This window comes from Bacillus sp. MM2020_4, assembly GCF_011250555.1.
Lineage (GTDB): Bacteria > Bacillota > Bacilli > Bacillales > Cytobacillaceae > Neobacillus.
In genome coordinates this window covers 1-16,571 of sequence record NZ_JAANMZ010000008.1, presented here as the reverse complement: position 1 = coordinate 16,571, position 16,571 = coordinate 1, and the positions used below count along the sequence as shown (strand labels likewise).

The following is a 16,571-nucleotide window of genomic DNA, read 5'->3' as shown; positions in this document are numbered from 1 at the left end:
CTGTTCAATAAATATGGTTTATTCTATGTATTGCTAACAAATGTGCTATACTTATTTGTATATAGTATATAACATTTAACTTCAATGTGAAACATTAATTTAGAAAAAAGATGCACACAACATAAAAAAAGCCGCCAATTCCGGCGGTATTTTAGATATTTTTGGAGGAGGGAAAATAAAAAGGCCTCTTAAGGCCCTTTAATCATTATTTAAAGTTGTTTTTGATGAACTCATTTTCTTCGTCATTGTTAAGTGTTCCATACGCTTTACCTATTGTTCCGCCTTGGTAGCTCCAGAAATAGTTGTGGTCATCATCAGCATTAGAAAAATCTCCATTTTTCCACCTATCAAGAATCTTCAATAAATCTCCTTTCCGTTCAAAAGTACTTGTGGACACTATCTCAGAAACCTGTGATATTGTATCTTGAGACATAGGAATGGCACCCCATTTATCTTCTGCTTTCACCTTTTGATGAGTCATTTTATGCATCACGTCAATAACAGCATCTTGGCTGGATTCGGCAGTAAGTCCAGTGTCGTACTGAATACCACCAATGAATTGGGTTTGTTCTTTACTTTCAGTTTCAGCTTTTTTTTCTGGAGACATTGTTTCCACTATTGAAGGTCCAGTAACATCATGAGCTGAATTCGTATTTGCCAATTTCCCCATGATTGTAAATGTAAGATACGTTCCACCAATTAAGATAGCAATTACTGCTGTAACAATTATTAAGACTTTTTTCATTTTTTATATTCCCCTTGAAAGTTCTGTTCATTTAACCTTAACAAAAAATCCAGAATAATTCCATCTTGTTTTTCCTATAAATAGAAATATTTGGACAAATTGCACAATAAAAAAGCCGCCATCGGGGCGGTCTTCTACATTATTTTTGGCAATTAGGACAATAAAATGTTTTTCTGGAAGAAATCATTTTCATCACGATATTGGTACCGCATCGATAACAGTTTTCACCCTCACGATTATATACTTTACATAATTTATTGTATCCCCCAGTAAGAGAATCTTCCTTATAAAGTGGTTGATCCATATAGCCGCCATTCTTGATGGCATCTTGAAGGACAACTCTAATGGAATGAAATAGTTGGCTTCTCTCACTTTCACTTATATCATCTATATCATTCGTGGGTAAAATGCCAGCATGATAACATATTTCAGCAGAATAACAATTTCCTATCCCAGCGATAAACTCTTGATTGAGCATTGTGGTTTTTAATTTACCATGTTTAGCCGCCATTCGTTTTAAAAATTCGCTTAAGGTAAATGTTATCTCTAGCGGCTCCGGACCTAAGTCAGAAAGTTTCTTCTCCGTTTCGTTTTGACTATTTAGATGTAAATATCCTAGACGCAATCCAATAAAATATAGATGCTGCTGCCCAAACGAAAGCCGCACTTGAATGGTTCTTTTTGGTTTTTCAACTTCTGTACCGTAAAACATCCACCCGCCCAACATTAAATGTAATAAAAGGACATGGCTGTTTTGGAGCTGAAACAGCAAATGCTTTCCCCTTCTATTTACGGTGATCACTTTCTGGTGCAGGATGGTTTTCCTGAAAAGCTCTGGTTTTAAATTAATTGATTTTTCACGATTTATTTGAACATCTGTAATTACTTGACCAGCCACTTTTTGATTTAATAAGTTTCTGTAGGTTTCCATTTCCGGAAGCTCAGGCATCGAATAACTCCTTCCAAAAGAGGTTCTTTGGTCAATAGGATGCCCAATTATTTAGAAAAAGAGCAAATGTTATACCTTATCTACATTCCCATCTATTCTCTTCAGCAGTTCATATGGACGGACTTTAAATGCTTCATACGGTAAACACTTACCATTCATCGCATCCAATACTCTTGGAATGAACTTTCCCCGCTTTATATATTGTTTTACGTTTGCAGGATTGATGGGAATAAAACGGACATCTTTTGTTTCCTTCGACGTTTTTGGCTCTCCGCCAATCCTTTTTCCTAAAAAGACAATGGCAACAGTGCTTTCATTAGAATATACTCCGGTCACACCTTGTAATTGAACAGTGATTCCCGTTTCCTCCATTATCTCGCGGCACAGTGCCACATCAAGTGTTTCCCCCTCTTCTACCCCGCCTCCGGGAAGCTCCCACGTATCTGCTCGCCAAAATGTTTTAACCAGCAATGCCTCATTATGTTCATTTGTGATATAGCCACTAACTGTTACAGTTTGTTTCGGGGAACTGTATGCACCTGTTGGGTTTAAAAAATCTTTGCTGTGATCAATCAATAACTTTCCACGTTTCTGAAGTTGGGTTTGTGCGTGATTATACATTTCATCCCTTAATACTCGTTCCTCAATTTTCTCGTATTCTTCATAGCTTGGAAATTCCCAAATAGCAACAATTTCATCCTTTGGCTCTGTTATCCAACGGCCCACTAATTTTGCACCATTTTTCAATTGGTTGGGCAACACATAATTATGAAAAAACTCATTAAACTCACTGACCTTTTCAGGAAGAATTTGAAACGTTTCTCGAATATAAAACATTTAAGTCCTCACTCAGTTTTTCTCCATTTTATGTAAACAATAATAATACGTTCTTTTTGTTAAATTTGCACTAAAAAAAAATAGAATCAGTCCCCCTTTAATCAGTTGGGGACTAATCCTAATCAACAAAATCTTAAATTGATTTCAGCGCCATTTCTCTTTGATCCTGTGTCCATCCTTGAAGACCGCCAGTATGGATGAAGAGGATGTTTTTTGCATCATTAAATTGACCTTTTTGTATTTCTGAAACCATTCCGTAAAATGCTTTACCCGTATAAACAGGATCTAACAGAAAACCGTGTTCTTTGCTAGTTTTCATGATGAAAGCCAGCTCTTCTGGTGTGCTTTTTGCATAACCGGTGCCGATATATTGGTCATTAATTAAAATATCTTTATACTCTTCAGGTGCATCCAAGCCATCCTTTAGGTACATTTCCATCAGTATTTCAGTAATGGTTTCCACAAAGATTTCTGTATTGTTATCAACCGCGAATCCATGAATTTTTCGTCTTGCTCCCTGCTTCTGGTTAGCATACCAAAGCCCGGCATAGGTTCCCCCTGAGCCAACAGCAATGACAACCGTATCAAATTGGATCCCTAGATTATTCTCCTGTTGGGTAATCTCTTCAATAGCCGCAGCATAACCTAAAGACCCTACGGCATTTGATGCGCCAACTGGAATTAAATAAGGTTTATGTCCTTGCGATTTCAAGTTTTCAACAACTTCATCCATTTTCTCTTCTCTGGATTCTTCCGGTGAAATTAAGTGAACACGGGCACCAAGCGCTTGATTCATAAAAAGATTTCCCTCAAAATGCTTCGGAATCTCTCCTCTGATAATAAGATCACAGCCTAATCCATATTTTGCCGCAACAGCAGCCGTCGCCCGACAATGGTTAGATTGAATCCCGCCAGCAGTAACGAGAGTATCACACCCTTGTTGCAGTGCATCCGCAACAGAAAATTCAAGTTTTCTTACTTTATTTCCGCTTACTTCCGTCCCTGTAAAATCATCGCGTTTCAAATATAGATTTACTCCTAGTTCTTCTTCGAGACGATCTAACTTTTGAATCGGAGTAGGCAAATTAGCGATATGAAGTCTGTCCATGGTGAATCTCCTTTAATCCTCATTTTTATTAGGATTTCAATAGCATAGTTACTTGTTCCCAACCTATCCGATCTTCCTTATTTGGGTCATTTTCTACTGCACTCTCAGTATTAAATATCATGGTTGATCGATTATTAATGTCATACCTTGGCCATTCAGGAAGGTTCTCTGTGTTTGGATCGCCAGTCCGTGCAAAGTTAATCCATACCTGATGCATTTGATTGGCGACAAGTTGCCTTTCCGGGGAATCCCCCGTGAAGTTTTCAGTATTTGGCTTATTCAATGTGTTCCATACAAATGGAATTTCTAACGCGTGTGTAGCTTTCAGTGTACCATTAAATACGGGTGTTTCCCAATCAAATCGGTACATCCAAACGGGAGCACCCTTGCTTATCTGGATCTCTGAAAGTTTTTGTGCAGGATTTGTAAAGATACTAGCAGTTAGTAGTTTATTAAAAAGTTCTTGGTTTAGTGGACCACTATTTGAGAATTGTTTTGAAATCACAGGCAGTAAGTATCCAAATGTTTTTTCAAAAAGAGAATGAACCTTTGCTTCATCTGCGTTCTTCCACTCTGGATCAAATACACTGAAAATATTGTATTCATCTTTGTTCGTACCAATTAGAATAGGTACATCCATTGCTGAACCTTCTGAAATCGCCACTTCTGGATTTTTGGGAAGTGCGATCCCATCAATAACTGGTCCTAAACTCATTGGAGGTACTATGCCAGAAGCTTGAATTAACTGATCAACCGGCATTTCTTCTAATTTAGACAGATTCGTAGAATCAACTTGTAATGCCGCTAATAGATGACCCGCCACTTTTGTGGCTCTTGCCGAAGAATGGACATTTGCAGCAGCACCGCTTTGGAGAATTGCTTTATGGAAAAGACCCTGTGCTGAAGGAAAACCTAGTAATACCCCGATGCTCATGGCACCTGCGGATTCCCCAAATACCGTTACATTGTTCGGGTCTCCTCCAAAAGCCGAAATATTCTCTTGTACCCATTGTAAAGCCGCAACCTGATCAAGAATGCCGCAATTTCCGGTAGTCGCATAGTCTTCATTTCCAATTTCCGCAAGGTGAAGGAAGCCCAATATCCCTAGTCGGTAATTGATCGTAACGACAACGACATCACCTTGAGCAGCAAACGAAGCACCGTCATACCAACTACTGGATCCAGATCCTGAAACAAACGCGCCACCGTGAATCCAAACCATTACTGGCCGTTTCTTTTCATCAGCGCCTGGAGACCATACATTTAAGTATAAACAATCCTCATTCATATTTGAGTTATCACTTCCAAAAAACTCCATTATTTCACTTTGTGGTTGTGGGGCAACAGCTGAAAATGAGGTTGCATCTCGAACACCTTCCCAAGAATCCGGCACTTCTGGAGCACGAAAGCGAAGAGTTCCAATTGGTGGCTTTGCAAATGGTATCCCTTTCCACGCAAATACACCATCATTCTGTTTCCCTTGCAGCTTACCGTAAATGCTTTCAACAATCGTTTTGGACATTGATTAAACCCCTCTCAAAATAAAATAGCCCTTGGCAAACCTGTCTATTGATGCTGCCTACTTGTATTCGAGAAGAAGATGACAATTTCCTGTTGCTTATCAAATAAATATCAAAAATGGAAATACATAGAGGTCTTTCAGCGTGAAAATTCATCAAACACGTATTTAGATTAATTTTACTTATGTAAACACCAGCCGAATATCGAAAAACAGTGGGAAACAATCGTATCCCACTGTTTTTATATTACTGATTATTTACCTAACCAGCTATGATATTACTAGAAGCAGTCGTTCAAGTTCCTTCTTCTCGTCATTCGACAGTATATTCTCAGCCAATGGAAATAGCGCTTTTTCTTCCTTGGCAAAGTGTTGTATTAAGGTAGCATGAGCCTGAACGGCGTATACAGTAATCATTTGCGCGTCGTTTTCATTGATGTTTAATCCCGCCTTTTCTGCTTCGGTGAGAAAATCACGTAGATGCTGCTCCGCCTTTTCATGTTCATATTCCATAGCCTCGATGGTTCTGTCATTTTCGCCGAGGCGGCGGGCCATCATAGGAAACAATCCTTCTTCCTCTCGTTTGGAATGTGCCTTAAGCTTCTCATTGAAAGCCGAAATCTGCTCGTACAATTTCGCAAACTGCTGAACCACAGCTGGACCCGACTCGAATTCTATCTCTTCCGTGATCTCATAGAAAATATCCATATCTGCCCGGAGCAACACATGTTCGCGCTTTAGTTGCTGCAATGCGGGACTAAATGTAACCTTCGAATCCTCCACCCACAAATCCCTCCTCATTCTTCCTTCCCCATTGATCCTAATTCTTTATATCCAAAAGGGCTCGGATAGAATTGAATTACTTTTATTAAAAGCATACGCCAAACGTATCGATAATTTCGTGATGGGAATCACACAAGAATAATAGATAGGAGTATCACTAAAAGTATCACACCTGACACACAGGTATCAAGCCGTTTTGGGGTTAAAGAAATGATTTCAGAAGCACCTTGTGCTGTTATTCTCTTGCTTGTTGTTAAAAAAACTAATTCCCGGTCTGTTGGATGCAGCGCCAACTGCTTATATCGCATTGGCCATATTCATTATCACCAACAGCCACCAACGTTCCATTCGTGTTAAGGCCGAGAGTATGAGCGCAACCCGCAGATACCGCTACAATACCGTACCAGTTACTTACATTACATTGGCCATGCTTATTCAAACCCACAGCCGCTACCGTACCATCTGATTTAAGGCCGATGGTGTGATTACTACCCGCTGCTATCGCCACAATCCCGCGCCAGCCACTTACATCGCATTGGTCATGCTTATTTAAACCAACAGCTACAACAGTGCCGTCCGCCCTAAGTCCGACAGTATGAAGGTAACCTGCCGATACTGCTACAATGTTATTCCAGTCGCTTACATTGCATTGACCATACCGATTATTGCCAACAGCCATCACCGTTCCATTCGATTTAAGCCCGACAGTATGCCAGTCACCTGCTGCGACCGCCACCATATCTCTCCAGCCGCTTACATCACATTGGCCTTCATTTTTTCGACCAACCGCCACCACCGTTCCATCCGATTTAAGCCCGACAGTACGACGCCAACCTGCGGCCACTGCTACAATATCACGCCAGCCGTTTACATCGCATTGTTTATGCATATTCCAGCCTACAGCCGCCACCGTTCCGTCCGATTTAAGCCCGATTGTATGCGCATTGCCCGTGTTCGTCGCCATATGAACATTACCCACTGCGACCGCCACCATATCACTCCAGCCGCTTACATCACATTGGCCATAATTATTATCCCCCGCAGCAGTCACCGTTCCATCCAATTTAAGCCCAACGGTATGACGACGTCCAGCCGCTATGGTATCTTTGGGCCACTCTTTCACCATTAAACCTAATTCTTTCGGTGAAATGTAATCCATGTTTTACCTCCTTGAATATAAATTCTTCACGTTATCCCTTGTAGGCATTCTGTAATTCCACAAGATCAAATTTCTTCATTTTAAGAAATGCTTTCGTTACCCGGGCAAGTTGTTCGGGTGTCCCCTTACTCATCATCTGATCCATTTCACTTGGCACAATCTGCCAGGATACACCATACATATCTTTCAGCCAGCCGCATTGCTCGGCTTCAGGAACTGCCGAGAGCTGATCCCAGTAGTAATCAATCTCTTCTTGTGTGTCGCAGTATACCATAAATGAAATTGCCTCGTTAAAACTGAATTTATGATCGTGTGCGCTGTCCATTGCGGTAAACCACTGATTTTCTAAAATGAAATCAGAAAACATGATTGTCCCTTCTTTGTCAGGTTCCGTGCCATTAGGATAGCGGGCAATATGCCCCTGCTTGGCATTTTTAAATACTGATAAATAAAAATGAATGGCTTCTTCCGTATGGCCACATTTTTCGCCTACAAACATAAATGAAGGCATTATTGCTGGCCGCTCCTCACCCTCTGGATTCGTTAAAATTAACTGCCACGACAAACCATACTTGTCTTGAACCCAGCCATAGCACTCACTGAAGGGATACTTTTCAAGTGGCATTAACACGGTTCCATTTTCGGACAATTTGTTCCAAACCTCAAGTATTTTTTCACTTGCGTCTTCTTCTCGTGAAGGGTCAAAATTAACTGTAAAAGAAACCGACGGATTGATTTTGAAATATGGTCCTGCACTAATTGCCATGAACTTTTGCCCCCATAGCTCAAAAGAGACTAAATCTGAGTTACCCGACGGTGTATCGTGGATTGAAGTTACATCCATTATTTTTGAGTTCGGAAAGATGGAAACGTAAAAATCAGCTGCTTCTTTGGCTTCCTTGTCATACCACAAATGGGGCACGATCTTTTGATTTGCATTTGGCATCATTTTGCCTCCTACTATTTTCTAATCACTTTTCCTACACCAGATTGTGATCAAAATTCCAGTGTAAAGAATTTATTTATCATTTTAGTTTATTTTACCATTTTTAATCAGATTTTTAATTTCTAATCGTTTTCCGAATTTGTCTTTCAATTTACGCAATCTCTCTACCTGATATGGAGTTAGTTATGAAAGAAATTCTTCGTGAAATTGGAATGATCGCAAGGGCTTTAGATTCTATAAGTATTATAGAATTTAAAGAATTTGATCTTACAAAAGGGCAGTATTTGTACCTTGTGCGAATATGCGAAAACCCAGGAATCATTCAAGAAAAGCTTGCTGAGATGATAAAGGTTGATCGAACAACAGCAGCTCGGGCAATAAAAAAGCTTGAAATTAATGGATTTATTAAAAAGAATAATGATGAACATAACCAAAAAATTAAAAAGCTTTTTCCTACAGAGAAAGGAGAAATGTAGAAATCGACTGGGAATTTGTAAAAAAGGGAAACAAAAGAACCACTTTTGAGAAACAGAATTCAACCGAGAATATGAAAGCCTATTTGGAAAGGGCATTTAACTTAAAACAACTAGAAAAAGAATTATCTACTGTTTCTTCGCAATTCTTTTTTGTTTATATTAATAATGAAGTCGCCGGATATTTAAAGGTGAATATCAATGATGCCCAGTCGGAAGAAGATCCCACTCTTTTTATATGGGTGATGAAGAACAAATTGACTTAATTATGACCAAAACACTCATATAATCTTTTTAAGGTGGGCTATTAGATAGAAAAGGAATTAAACAATCAAAAGATAGATTTTTTTCAGAAACTAACTCTAAAACAAATGTAGCCATTATTTTAATATGGCTACATTTGCGTTTTATATTTTTTACTTCATTTATTTGTTTTTGTGTCGACTCGATCAACATCTAGCTTCAACATGGTAAAGCTCACAATGCCTGAGAGGAGTGCCCCTCCTATTGCGATCAATATGCGCATTGGAAGTTGTACAGCTGCATGATACTTGCCTAGCATCCATAACGCAATAACCGCTACAATAACCATAACGGGTATGACAATTTTTAAATATTTCATGGTGTCCCCTTTCCTTTATTCTCTTGATAAATAGCATTTATTTTCAGCTACAAAACAATTAATTTTTTGAACTATTTACCTCCACAGCCCATATATCAGCCAATTTTAGGGTCCTATCACCGAATTCTAGAAAGCAACAAACTAGTAGAAAAGAGCCTTCTTTTTTAGCATAGCACAAGACCCCACCGTTCGCTATCCTCCCCCAGCCCGAACTTGGTACTAACAGAACACGTCTACTCATATTCTTATAAAAGAAAACATGAGAAGGAGGGGAAAGTTGGGTGAAAAAGATTAAGGTTCGTTTACGTCCCATTATGACTAAGTTAAATCTACCCACTGTTTTAAAAACAACCATACTTCCGGGAGACTCAATTGAAAGATTATTTATCGCAACCCAGGTCGGAGAAATCTTTTACATAGGCAACGGAGGTATAAGGACTTTTTTGGATATTCGCGGGCGAATTCTAAAATTAGGCGGTCCTAGAGGTGGTTATGATGAACGGGGATTGCTGGGATTGGCGTTTCATCCCCAATTTACTTATAACGGCCTGTTTTATCTCCATTACTCAGTAGCCGGAACACAAGGACCAGGTGCTCTTTCTGAACAGTTTAAGCCTGATCCATGTGATCCAAAAACCATAAACTTAAGGTGGACAAATAGAGAAACACAATATAATCATATTGATACATTGGAAGAATGGATTTTACAATCGAATGGCCAACCTCAAAAGCGAAGAACATTGCTTAACTTAAGAAGACCATTTCTTAATCATAATGGAGTCAATAGTTTAAACTTTTCACCTGAAACAGGAAAACTTGTGTTAACCACCGGAGATGGTGGATCAGGCTATGATCCATTTAATTTAAGCCAGAATCAAATGGAAATAGCCGGTAAAATCATTGAAATTGACGTAGGTAAACATACATCAATCTCTCCTCCACCAGTAGTCACACGTTTTAATGAACTTCCCTCACCTATTCAGGAAACACTTTCGGTAATGGCCATAGGAGTCCGCAATATCCCAGGTATTTCATTTCAAAGGAATAATAATCAGTACATCAAATATACGGGGAACGTCGGACAGGATTTGGTAGAGTCGATTTTTTCATTCATTCATTATAACCCAATACCGGTTCATCAGCTTGTCCAAACTTCGTTAATGAAACCTAAATCCACCCACAAAGGATTGATTAACTTTGGCTGGCGAGGGTGGGAAGGCGCTTTTCCAACTTCAATTATACGGGACTGCTCCGCAAATCCCGATTTGGATGAGAAAACAATTGCTTATTTCGACGAAGCAGTCCAAACTTCAGTTAAGCGTATTCAGCCTCTTACTAGTTATTTTCATAAAGATCGAAGGCCCGATAAGTTTGGGGGAACCTCACTTACGGGAGTGCAATCCTATATGGGGAATGGAATCCCCAATTTAACTGGCAGCGTTGTATTTTCTGATCTTGCTCGAAGAGAATCTCAACCGCAGGTTAGGGGTGCTTTGGCATATACCAGATTCAGAGCAGATGGTAAACTAAATGATTTTAGTGTGATTGAAACCGATTATAATTTTGGGTCTCAATCAGCATATTTTGTTAGTTTGGGAACGAATCTGGATCAATCCAAACTCTATTTAGGTGTTCATGGCTCTATGAAAGTGACTGATTTTAACCAAGGGACTGTTTTTGAAATTGTTCCATGATTACTTTAGCAACAAATTTTTTTAGAAAAAAAATAGAGTGCGATAATGGCTATTTTTGTACTCTAAACATTTTATATAGTCTGGTAGGAAAAAATAGTTTTATGTGGGTACAAAAAAGCTCCCACTAACAGTGAGAACCCTGAAGTTTTTTGTTATTAAATTTCATTTACCGCAGCATTTCTTGTATTTTTTCCCGCTTCCGCATGAACATGGATCATTACGGCCGATTTTAGTTTCGTTTCGAACCGGAACACTTGAAAGAGAATTCACCTGTTCTGGTTCACCTCTAAAGTCCATCACGTTTTCCAGTGCTACCTTTCTCCAAATTCGCAGTTCAGGGTGATCTAGGCCCAAAATTGAAAAGTAGCTATAAACGGTCTGTTCGATGTCCACCAGGCCTGATGAATATTCCAGTTTCATATGTTCGGTTATTTCAGGCAGTGCTTCTTTAGAAAAATGATGGCAAAGTGATTCAGTCAGCATATCTTGTTCATCAAGTTCTTTCGTAGAGCGATAGGCATCTCGTAATACCTGAACAGCATAATCTGACTTAATATTTTCAATAACCGAGGCAGCATAAATGATGGAATCATGATTCCGAAGATATGGAGCTACTTCCTTCACTACCTCATCGGATTGGAATCCAATGAGTGCAACAGAAACTTCCTCTAACAAAACATCCTCATCACGGTTCAATAAACTAGCCAGTAAAGGAATATATTGTTCCATTTTTAATAACCCAATCATATAAACGGTTAAGATTCCATTAGATGAAAACCATGCTTCTTTTAGATTCTTTTGAAAGACAGTGTGGATTTCTGCTTCCGTCACCCATCCTTTTTTCACCAAACAAGCCGCCAGATTTTTTGCTTTTATGTAGTTGTCATGCTGGAATGAAGTGTCACGATCAAGGTCATATAGAAGTTTTCCATATTCGGTGTAAACTTCTTCCTCCGTTCCTGTTAACATTAGCTCATATAATGACCATCTATCCGCCGGAACAAAGGTTTGAAGCTGCTCCTTATATTTTAAGGCTAGTTCGGGTTCGATTTGATTAAATAGTCTGAAAGCTAAATGACGTTCGGATGGATCCATTAATGGGATATTTTCCAATAGAATCCTAACGCCCTCTTCATTGATGGTTTGATTTTCTACATAAAGTAAGATCGTTGATTGTTTGTCTTTGCTTTTAAAGGCTTCTTTCAACAGTTCATTGGTCCATTCTTCGGGGACCAATGGATAATCATGCAACGCGTACAGAACTACTTCTTGGATTAAGATATCATCGCTAAGCAAATGTGGCTTAATCTTTTCTAAAAATGTCATGATGTATTCCTCTCATTCTCTATCTACCTTCAGCCTCATTGTACTTTATCCTCTATGTAAAGTAAAAAATTCTAAAAGAGTCATGCGATTTGGCACACGAAATACTCATCATTAAAAAAGCCCGGTCCCTCCCGAATCTTATCGAGGAGAACTCAACAATTTGCGGGGAGAGACCAGGCACATTATTTTTTTGGAAGTTTCAGTTTTTGTAAGTCTAAATACTTACTATTTGAGCTTTGTTCAACTTAAGATCAAAGCGATCTGCATTCATTACCTTGACCCACGCAGCAATAAAGTCATGGACAAACTTCTCTTTGTTATCCTCTTGAGCATAAACTTCTGCTATGGCACGCAGTACGGAGTTTGATCCGAACACGAGGTCGACTCTTGTTGCAGTACGTACTACTTTACCTGTTTTGCGATTACGGCCTACATATATGTTTCCTTCTACAGGCTTCCACTCGACACTCATGTCGAGTAAATTGACAAAGAAATCGTTAGTAAGTATGCCCACACGATCCGTGAATACACCATGTTCTGTACCAGCATGATTTGCACCTAGAACACGCATACCGCCAACAAGTACAGTCATTTCTGGTGCAGTAAGATTTAAGAGTTGTGCCTTGTCTACTAACAGTTCCTCAGGACTTACATGATGCTGTTTCTTCTGATAGTTACGGAAACCATCTGCAATAGGCTCTAGTACTTCAAAGCTTTCAGCATCAGTCTGTTCTTCCGTTGCATCGCCGCGACCGGCAACAAAGGGAACTGTAACATCAAAGCCAGCATCTCGTGCTGCCTTTTCTACTGCAGCACTACCACCAAGAACAATCAAATCAGCAAGGCTAACCTGCTTATTTAATTTACTTTGAATGTCTTCCAGTACACGAAGAACTTTTGCAAGCTGTAGCGGCTGATTCACTTCCCAATCTTTCTGTGGAGCAAGACGAATGCGGCCACCATTAGCGCCTCCACGCATATCTGAGCCACGGTAAGTACTAGCAGAAGCCCAAGCAGTTGAAACTAACTCACTGACTGTAAGTCCAGAATCCAGGATTTTTCCCTTAAGTTCTACTACCTCCGCATCTGTTAATTCATAATCTACAGTTGGAACAGGATCTTGCCAAATAAGGTCTTCTTCAGGAACCTCTGGGCCTAGGTATCTTGCTTTTGGCCCCATATCACGGTGAAGAAGTTTGAACCAACCTCTGGCAAATACATCTGCAAATTCTTCTGGATTCTGATGGAAACGACGAGATATCTTTTCGTATTCGGGATCATAACGTAATGCCATATCCGCGGTAGTCATCATCGTTGGAACTTTTACGGATGAATCTTCTGCATCCGGTGCAAGATCCTTCTCATCAGGATTTACAGCAAGCCACTGAAATGCACCTGCAGGACTCTTTGTAAGCCACCATTGATACCCAAACAATAGATCAAAGTAACCATTATCCCACTGTGTTGGATTAGCCGTCCAAGCACCTTCAATCCCACTGGTGATGGTGTCATGCCCCTTACCACTGCCGTGTGTGCTCAACCAACCTAACCCTTGTGCTTCGATAGGGGCAGCTTCTGGTTCAGGACCTACATGTGCAGCATCACCTGCACCGTGTGCTTTACCAAAAGTATGACCGCCTGCAATTAATGCCACTGTTTCCTCATCGTTCATCCCCATACGTGCAAAGGTTTCACGTATGTCGCGAGCACTAGCAATTGGATCCGGTTTACCGTTTGGACCTTCAGGATTAACATAAATAAGCCCCATCTGAACGGCAGCAAGTGGGTTTTCTAGCTCACGGTCCCCCGAGTAACGATTATCACCTAACCATTCTGTTTCAGTGCCCCAGTAAATATCTTCTTCTGGATGCCAAATATCTTCGCGTCCTCCTCCAAACCCAAATGTTTTACCACCCATGGATTCAATGGCAACATTACCCGCTAGAAGGAGCAAGTCAGCCCAAGAGATCTTGTTTCCATACTTTTGCTTAATCGGCCATAACAGCCTGCGAGCTTTATCAAGGTTACCGTTGTCTGGCCAGCTGTTAAGTGGTGAAAACCTCTGTGCCCCTGCTCCACCACCACCCCTGCCGTCGGTTATACGATACGTACCAGAGGCGTGCCAAGACATACGGATAAATAATGGACCATAATGACCATAATCAGCAGGCCACCACTCTTGACTGGTTGTCATTAGCTCCTGAAGATCCTTCTTAAGAGCATAGTAGTCTAGTTTTTTAAATTCCTCTGCATAAACAAAGTCTTCTCCCATTGGGTTAGATTTTCTGTCATGCTGATGAAGAATGTTCAAGTTCAACTGGTTTGGCCACCAGTCTCGATTTGAGGTACCGCTTGATTTGTAACTAGTAGCGCCTCCGTGATGAAACGGGCACCCCTCTGAATTAGCATTGTTTTTCACGTCCATATTTTTTCCCCTCGCTTTGTCAATTAAGTAAGAAATAATTATTCTTCTAGTAGTAGGAAAACAAACTGATGACAATAACTATTCTATTTATATTCTACTAAGCTATTACTAAAAATTGAAAAAATAACGATCATAATCACAAATTCGTAACATTTAGGAAAGCATTTTATGTCTTCATTCTCCATAAAAAAGACTGCAGGTGAAGAAACACCATACAGTCTATTGACACGTAACCATATTTATTTATACCAACCGAATAGACCCAAACTCTCCATGTGGATGGTTTTGTAATTTAAATTTTCTATACTCATATTCTAATTTCGATAGTGGAAACTTATACAGCTGTTGATCTTCTTTGGGATAGACGTTTAAAAAAATTAATTTATTGATAAGTTTTTGTCTCTTTTTTTCATCATTAATTTTCATCGGAAACACTCCTTTTGTTTTACAAAAACCATCCTTTGAATACAACAACTATTAAATTCGTAATTTGATTAACTTTATTATAACATATAATTCCTACCTGTAAAGTATGAATTGAATTTTTTTTAAGGCTCTATCATCCTATCTGTGCCTTCGCGATTTCCAATAAAAAGGGTATCCTGTTTCAGACTGCCCGATTCCCGAATATCAGAAGTATCGTCAACTTCTTCACACTCGTTTTAATTGGTTTCATTTCTTCTATTTTTATGTATTATGTGCTTATATAAATTTCTTCTTTGAGATAAATAAAAAACGTTCCTTACAATGTGTAAGAAACGTTAAATCCACCGCCTTGGCAAGCGACGATAGTATACCGATGGTCGGGGTCGAACCGACACTCCTCACGGAACACGATTTTGAGTCGTGCGCGTCTGCCAATTCCGCCACATCGGCATAAGATGAAATTCTGCAGCTTAAAGCAGCATGATAATTATTTTGGCAGGGGCAGTAGGAATCGAACCCACACTGAAGGTTTTGGAGACCTTAGTTCTACCTTTAAACTATGCCCCTATAATGGTGGAGGGGGACGGATTCGAACCGCCGAACCCGGAGGGAGCGGATTTACAGTCCGCCGCGTTTAGCCACTTCGCTACCCCTCCACATATGAACATAAATAAAAACTGGAGGAGGAAGAGGGATTCGAACCCCCGCGCGGTGTTACCCGCCTGTCGGTTTTCAAGACCGATCCCTTCAGCCAAACTTGGGTATTCCTCCATTTTTTCAAAAAAGATTACTTTGGTAGCGGCGAAGGGAGTCGAACCCCCGACCTTTCGGGTATGAACCGAACGCTCTAGCCAGCTGAGCTACACCGCCAAAATACATATAATCTTGAATAACCTACGACTGGTCGGGAAGACAGGATTCGAACCTGCGACCCCTTGGTCCCAAACCAAGTGCTCTACCAAGCTGAGCTACTTCCCGAAACCGAATGGTGCCGAGGACCGGAATCGAACCGGTACGGTAGTCACCTACCGCAGGATTTTAAGTCCTGTGCGTCTGCCAGTTCCGCCACCCCGGCTAAAACAAAAGCGGAAGACGGGATTCGAACCCGCGACCCCCACCTTGGCAAGGTGGTGTTCTACCACTGAACTACTTCCGCAAATATGGTAAGTTATTTTGCTAGCGCAAAAAACTTTGGTGCGGGTGAAGGGAGTCGAACCCCCACGCCTTGCGGCGCCAGATCCTAAGTCTGGTGCGTCTGCCAATTCCGCCACACCCGCATTTTTATATTCTAGGAAACTAATAAAAAAAGAGTAAAAAAGGTGCCGGCGAGAGGACTTGAACCCCCAACCTACTGATTACAAGTCAGTTGCTCTACCAATTGAGCTACCCCGGCACAGTTAACATGATATGTTTATGGTGGAGAATGACGGGTTCGAACCGCCGACCCTCTGCTTGTAAGGCAGATGCTCTCCCAGCTGAGCTAATCCTCCATTGATAACAGCCTGGCAACGTCCTACTCTCACAGGGGCGCATGCCCCAACTACCATCGGCGCTGAGAA

Annotated in this window: 13 protein-coding genes, 11 tRNA genes and 2 pseudogenes; 3 read left to right on the top strand and 23 right to left on the bottom strand. The window is 40.4% G+C overall.

Translation table 11 applies throughout. From position 1 onward, the window contains the following. Window positions 1–205 precede the first annotated feature (205 nt). The 8 genes from G6554_RS08165 to G6554_RS08130 all read right to left on the bottom strand — a co-directional run bounded on the left by G6554_RS08165 (window position 206) and on the right by G6554_RS08130 (window position 8,046). Complete coding sequence (locus G6554_RS08165) at window positions 206–745, bottom strand: DUF6241 domain-containing protein (protein ID WP_166240589.1); 540 nt, start codon at window positions 743–745, stop codon at window positions 206–208. A 139-nt stretch (window positions 746–884) separates the two neighbouring features. Next, window positions 885–1,694: a bifunctional DNA-formamidopyrimidine glycosylase/DNA-(apurinic or apyrimidinic site) lyase gene (gene mutM / locus G6554_RS08160; RefSeq protein ID WP_166240587.1), complete on the bottom strand. Its 810-nt coding sequence runs from the start codon at window positions 1,692–1,694 to the stop codon at window positions 885–887. 69 nt (window positions 1,695–1,763) lie between these two features. Further along, window positions 1,764–2,531 (bottom strand): NUDIX domain-containing protein, encoded by a 768-nt coding sequence (locus G6554_RS08155; RefSeq protein ID WP_166240585.1) that lies wholly within the window; start codon window positions 2,529–2,531, stop codon window positions 1,764–1,766. A gap of 133 nt (window positions 2,532–2,664) precedes the next feature. Next, entirely contained in the window at window positions 2,665–3,639 is a 975-nt protein-coding gene (locus G6554_RS08150) for a 1-aminocyclopropane-1-carboxylate deaminase/D-cysteine desulfhydrase (protein WP_166240582.1), read from the bottom strand. Between the two features lie 28 nt (window positions 3,640–3,667). Beyond that, entirely contained in the window at window positions 3,668–5,161 is a 1,494-nt protein-coding gene (locus G6554_RS08145; RefSeq protein WP_166240580.1) for a carboxylesterase/lipase family protein, read from the bottom strand. A gap of 267 nt (window positions 5,162–5,428) precedes the next feature. Next, on the bottom strand, window positions 5,429–5,959 hold the full coding sequence (locus G6554_RS08140; protein WP_166240578.1) for a hemerythrin domain-containing protein: 531 nt from the start codon (window positions 5,957–5,959) through the stop codon (window positions 5,429–5,431). A gap of 244 nt (window positions 5,960–6,203) precedes the next feature. Then, window positions 6,204–7,100 carry an RCC1 domain-containing protein gene (locus G6554_RS08135; RefSeq protein WP_166240576.1) on the bottom strand — a complete coding sequence of 299 codons (897 nt, stop codon included), beginning with the start codon at window positions 7,098–7,100 and terminating at the stop codon, window positions 6,204–6,206. Window positions 7,101–7,131: 31 nt separating this feature from the next. Continuing rightward, window positions 7,132–8,046 (bottom strand): VOC family protein, encoded by a 915-nt coding sequence (locus G6554_RS08130; RefSeq protein WP_166240767.1) that lies wholly within the window; start codon window positions 8,044–8,046, stop codon window positions 7,132–7,134. Window positions 8,047–8,231: 185 nt separating this feature from the next. Here G6554_RS08130 and G6554_RS08125 point away from each other — a divergent pair. Continuing rightward, window positions 8,232–8,516, top strand: a pseudogene (locus G6554_RS08125) (MarR family transcriptional regulator); the annotation flags it as partial. Between the two features lie 8 nt (window positions 8,517–8,524). Next, window positions 8,525–8,740: pseudogene (locus G6554_RS26320) on the top strand (hypothetical protein); the annotation flags it as partial. 200 nt (window positions 8,741–8,940) lie between these two features. On the opposite strand, the gene G6554_RS08115 reads toward G6554_RS26320, so the two are convergent. Further along, window positions 8,941–9,141, bottom strand: coding sequence for a hypothetical protein (locus G6554_RS08115; protein ID WP_166240574.1), 201 nt, complete (start codon window positions 9,139–9,141; stop codon window positions 8,941–8,943). A 281-nt stretch (window positions 9,142–9,422) separates the two neighbouring features. Here G6554_RS08115 and G6554_RS08110 point away from each other — a divergent pair, with 281 nt between their 5' ends. Beyond that, a complete protein-coding gene (locus G6554_RS08110) occupies window positions 9,423–10,835 on the top strand; it encodes a PQQ-dependent sugar dehydrogenase (RefSeq protein ID WP_166240572.1) in 1,413 nt (470 codons plus the stop codon). Between the two features lie 162 nt (window positions 10,836–10,997). On the opposite strand, the gene G6554_RS08105 is transcribed toward G6554_RS08110, so the two are convergent. From G6554_RS08105 to G6554_RS08040, 14 genes are all read right to left on the bottom strand, one after another. Beyond that, window positions 10,998–12,161 (bottom strand): YecA family protein, encoded by a 1,164-nt coding sequence (locus G6554_RS08105; protein WP_166240570.1) that lies wholly within the window; start codon window positions 12,159–12,161, stop codon window positions 10,998–11,000. A gap of 214 nt (window positions 12,162–12,375) precedes the next feature. Beyond that, window positions 12,376–14,586: a catalase/peroxidase HPI gene (gene katG / locus G6554_RS08100; RefSeq protein WP_166240568.1), complete on the bottom strand. Its 2,211-nt coding sequence runs from the start codon at window positions 14,584–14,586 to the stop codon at window positions 12,376–12,378. 243 nt (window positions 14,587–14,829) lie between these two features. After that, complete coding sequence (locus tag G6554_RS08095) at window positions 14,830–15,012, bottom strand: Fur-regulated basic protein FbpA (protein ID WP_166240566.1); 183 nt, start codon at window positions 15,010–15,012, stop codon at window positions 14,830–14,832. Between the two features lie 368 nt (window positions 15,013–15,380). Beyond that, window positions 15,381–15,462, bottom strand: a tRNA-Leu gene (locus tag G6554_RS08090). A gap of 43 nt (window positions 15,463–15,505) precedes the next feature. Further along, window positions 15,506–15,579, bottom strand: a tRNA-Trp gene (locus tag G6554_RS08085). Window positions 15,580–15,583: 4 nt separating this feature from the next. Continuing rightward, a tRNA-Tyr gene (locus tag G6554_RS08080) sits at window positions 15,584–15,668 on the bottom strand. 22 nt (window positions 15,669–15,690) lie between these two features. Then, window positions 15,691–15,783 (bottom strand) — tRNA-Ser (locus G6554_RS08075). Between the two features lie 22 nt (window positions 15,784–15,805). Next, a tRNA-Met gene (locus tag G6554_RS08070) sits at window positions 15,806–15,882 on the bottom strand. Between the two features lie 31 nt (window positions 15,883–15,913). After that, window positions 15,914–15,990: transfer RNA gene (locus tag G6554_RS08065), tRNA-Pro, on the bottom strand. An 8-nt stretch (window positions 15,991–15,998) separates the two neighbouring features. Continuing rightward, window positions 15,999–16,087 (bottom strand) — tRNA-Leu (locus G6554_RS08060). Window positions 16,088–16,096: 9 nt separating this feature from the next. Next, a tRNA-Gly gene (locus G6554_RS08055) sits at window positions 16,097–16,168 on the bottom strand. 36 nt (window positions 16,169–16,204) lie between these two features. Further along, a tRNA-Leu gene (locus G6554_RS08050) sits at window positions 16,205–16,289 on the bottom strand. 43 nt (window positions 16,290–16,332) lie between these two features. Beyond that, window positions 16,333–16,405, bottom strand: a tRNA-Thr gene (locus G6554_RS08045). Window positions 16,406–16,426: 21 nt separating this feature from the next. Further along, window positions 16,427–16,502: transfer RNA gene (locus tag G6554_RS08040), tRNA-Val, on the bottom strand. Window positions 16,503–16,571: the final 69 nt, after the last annotated feature.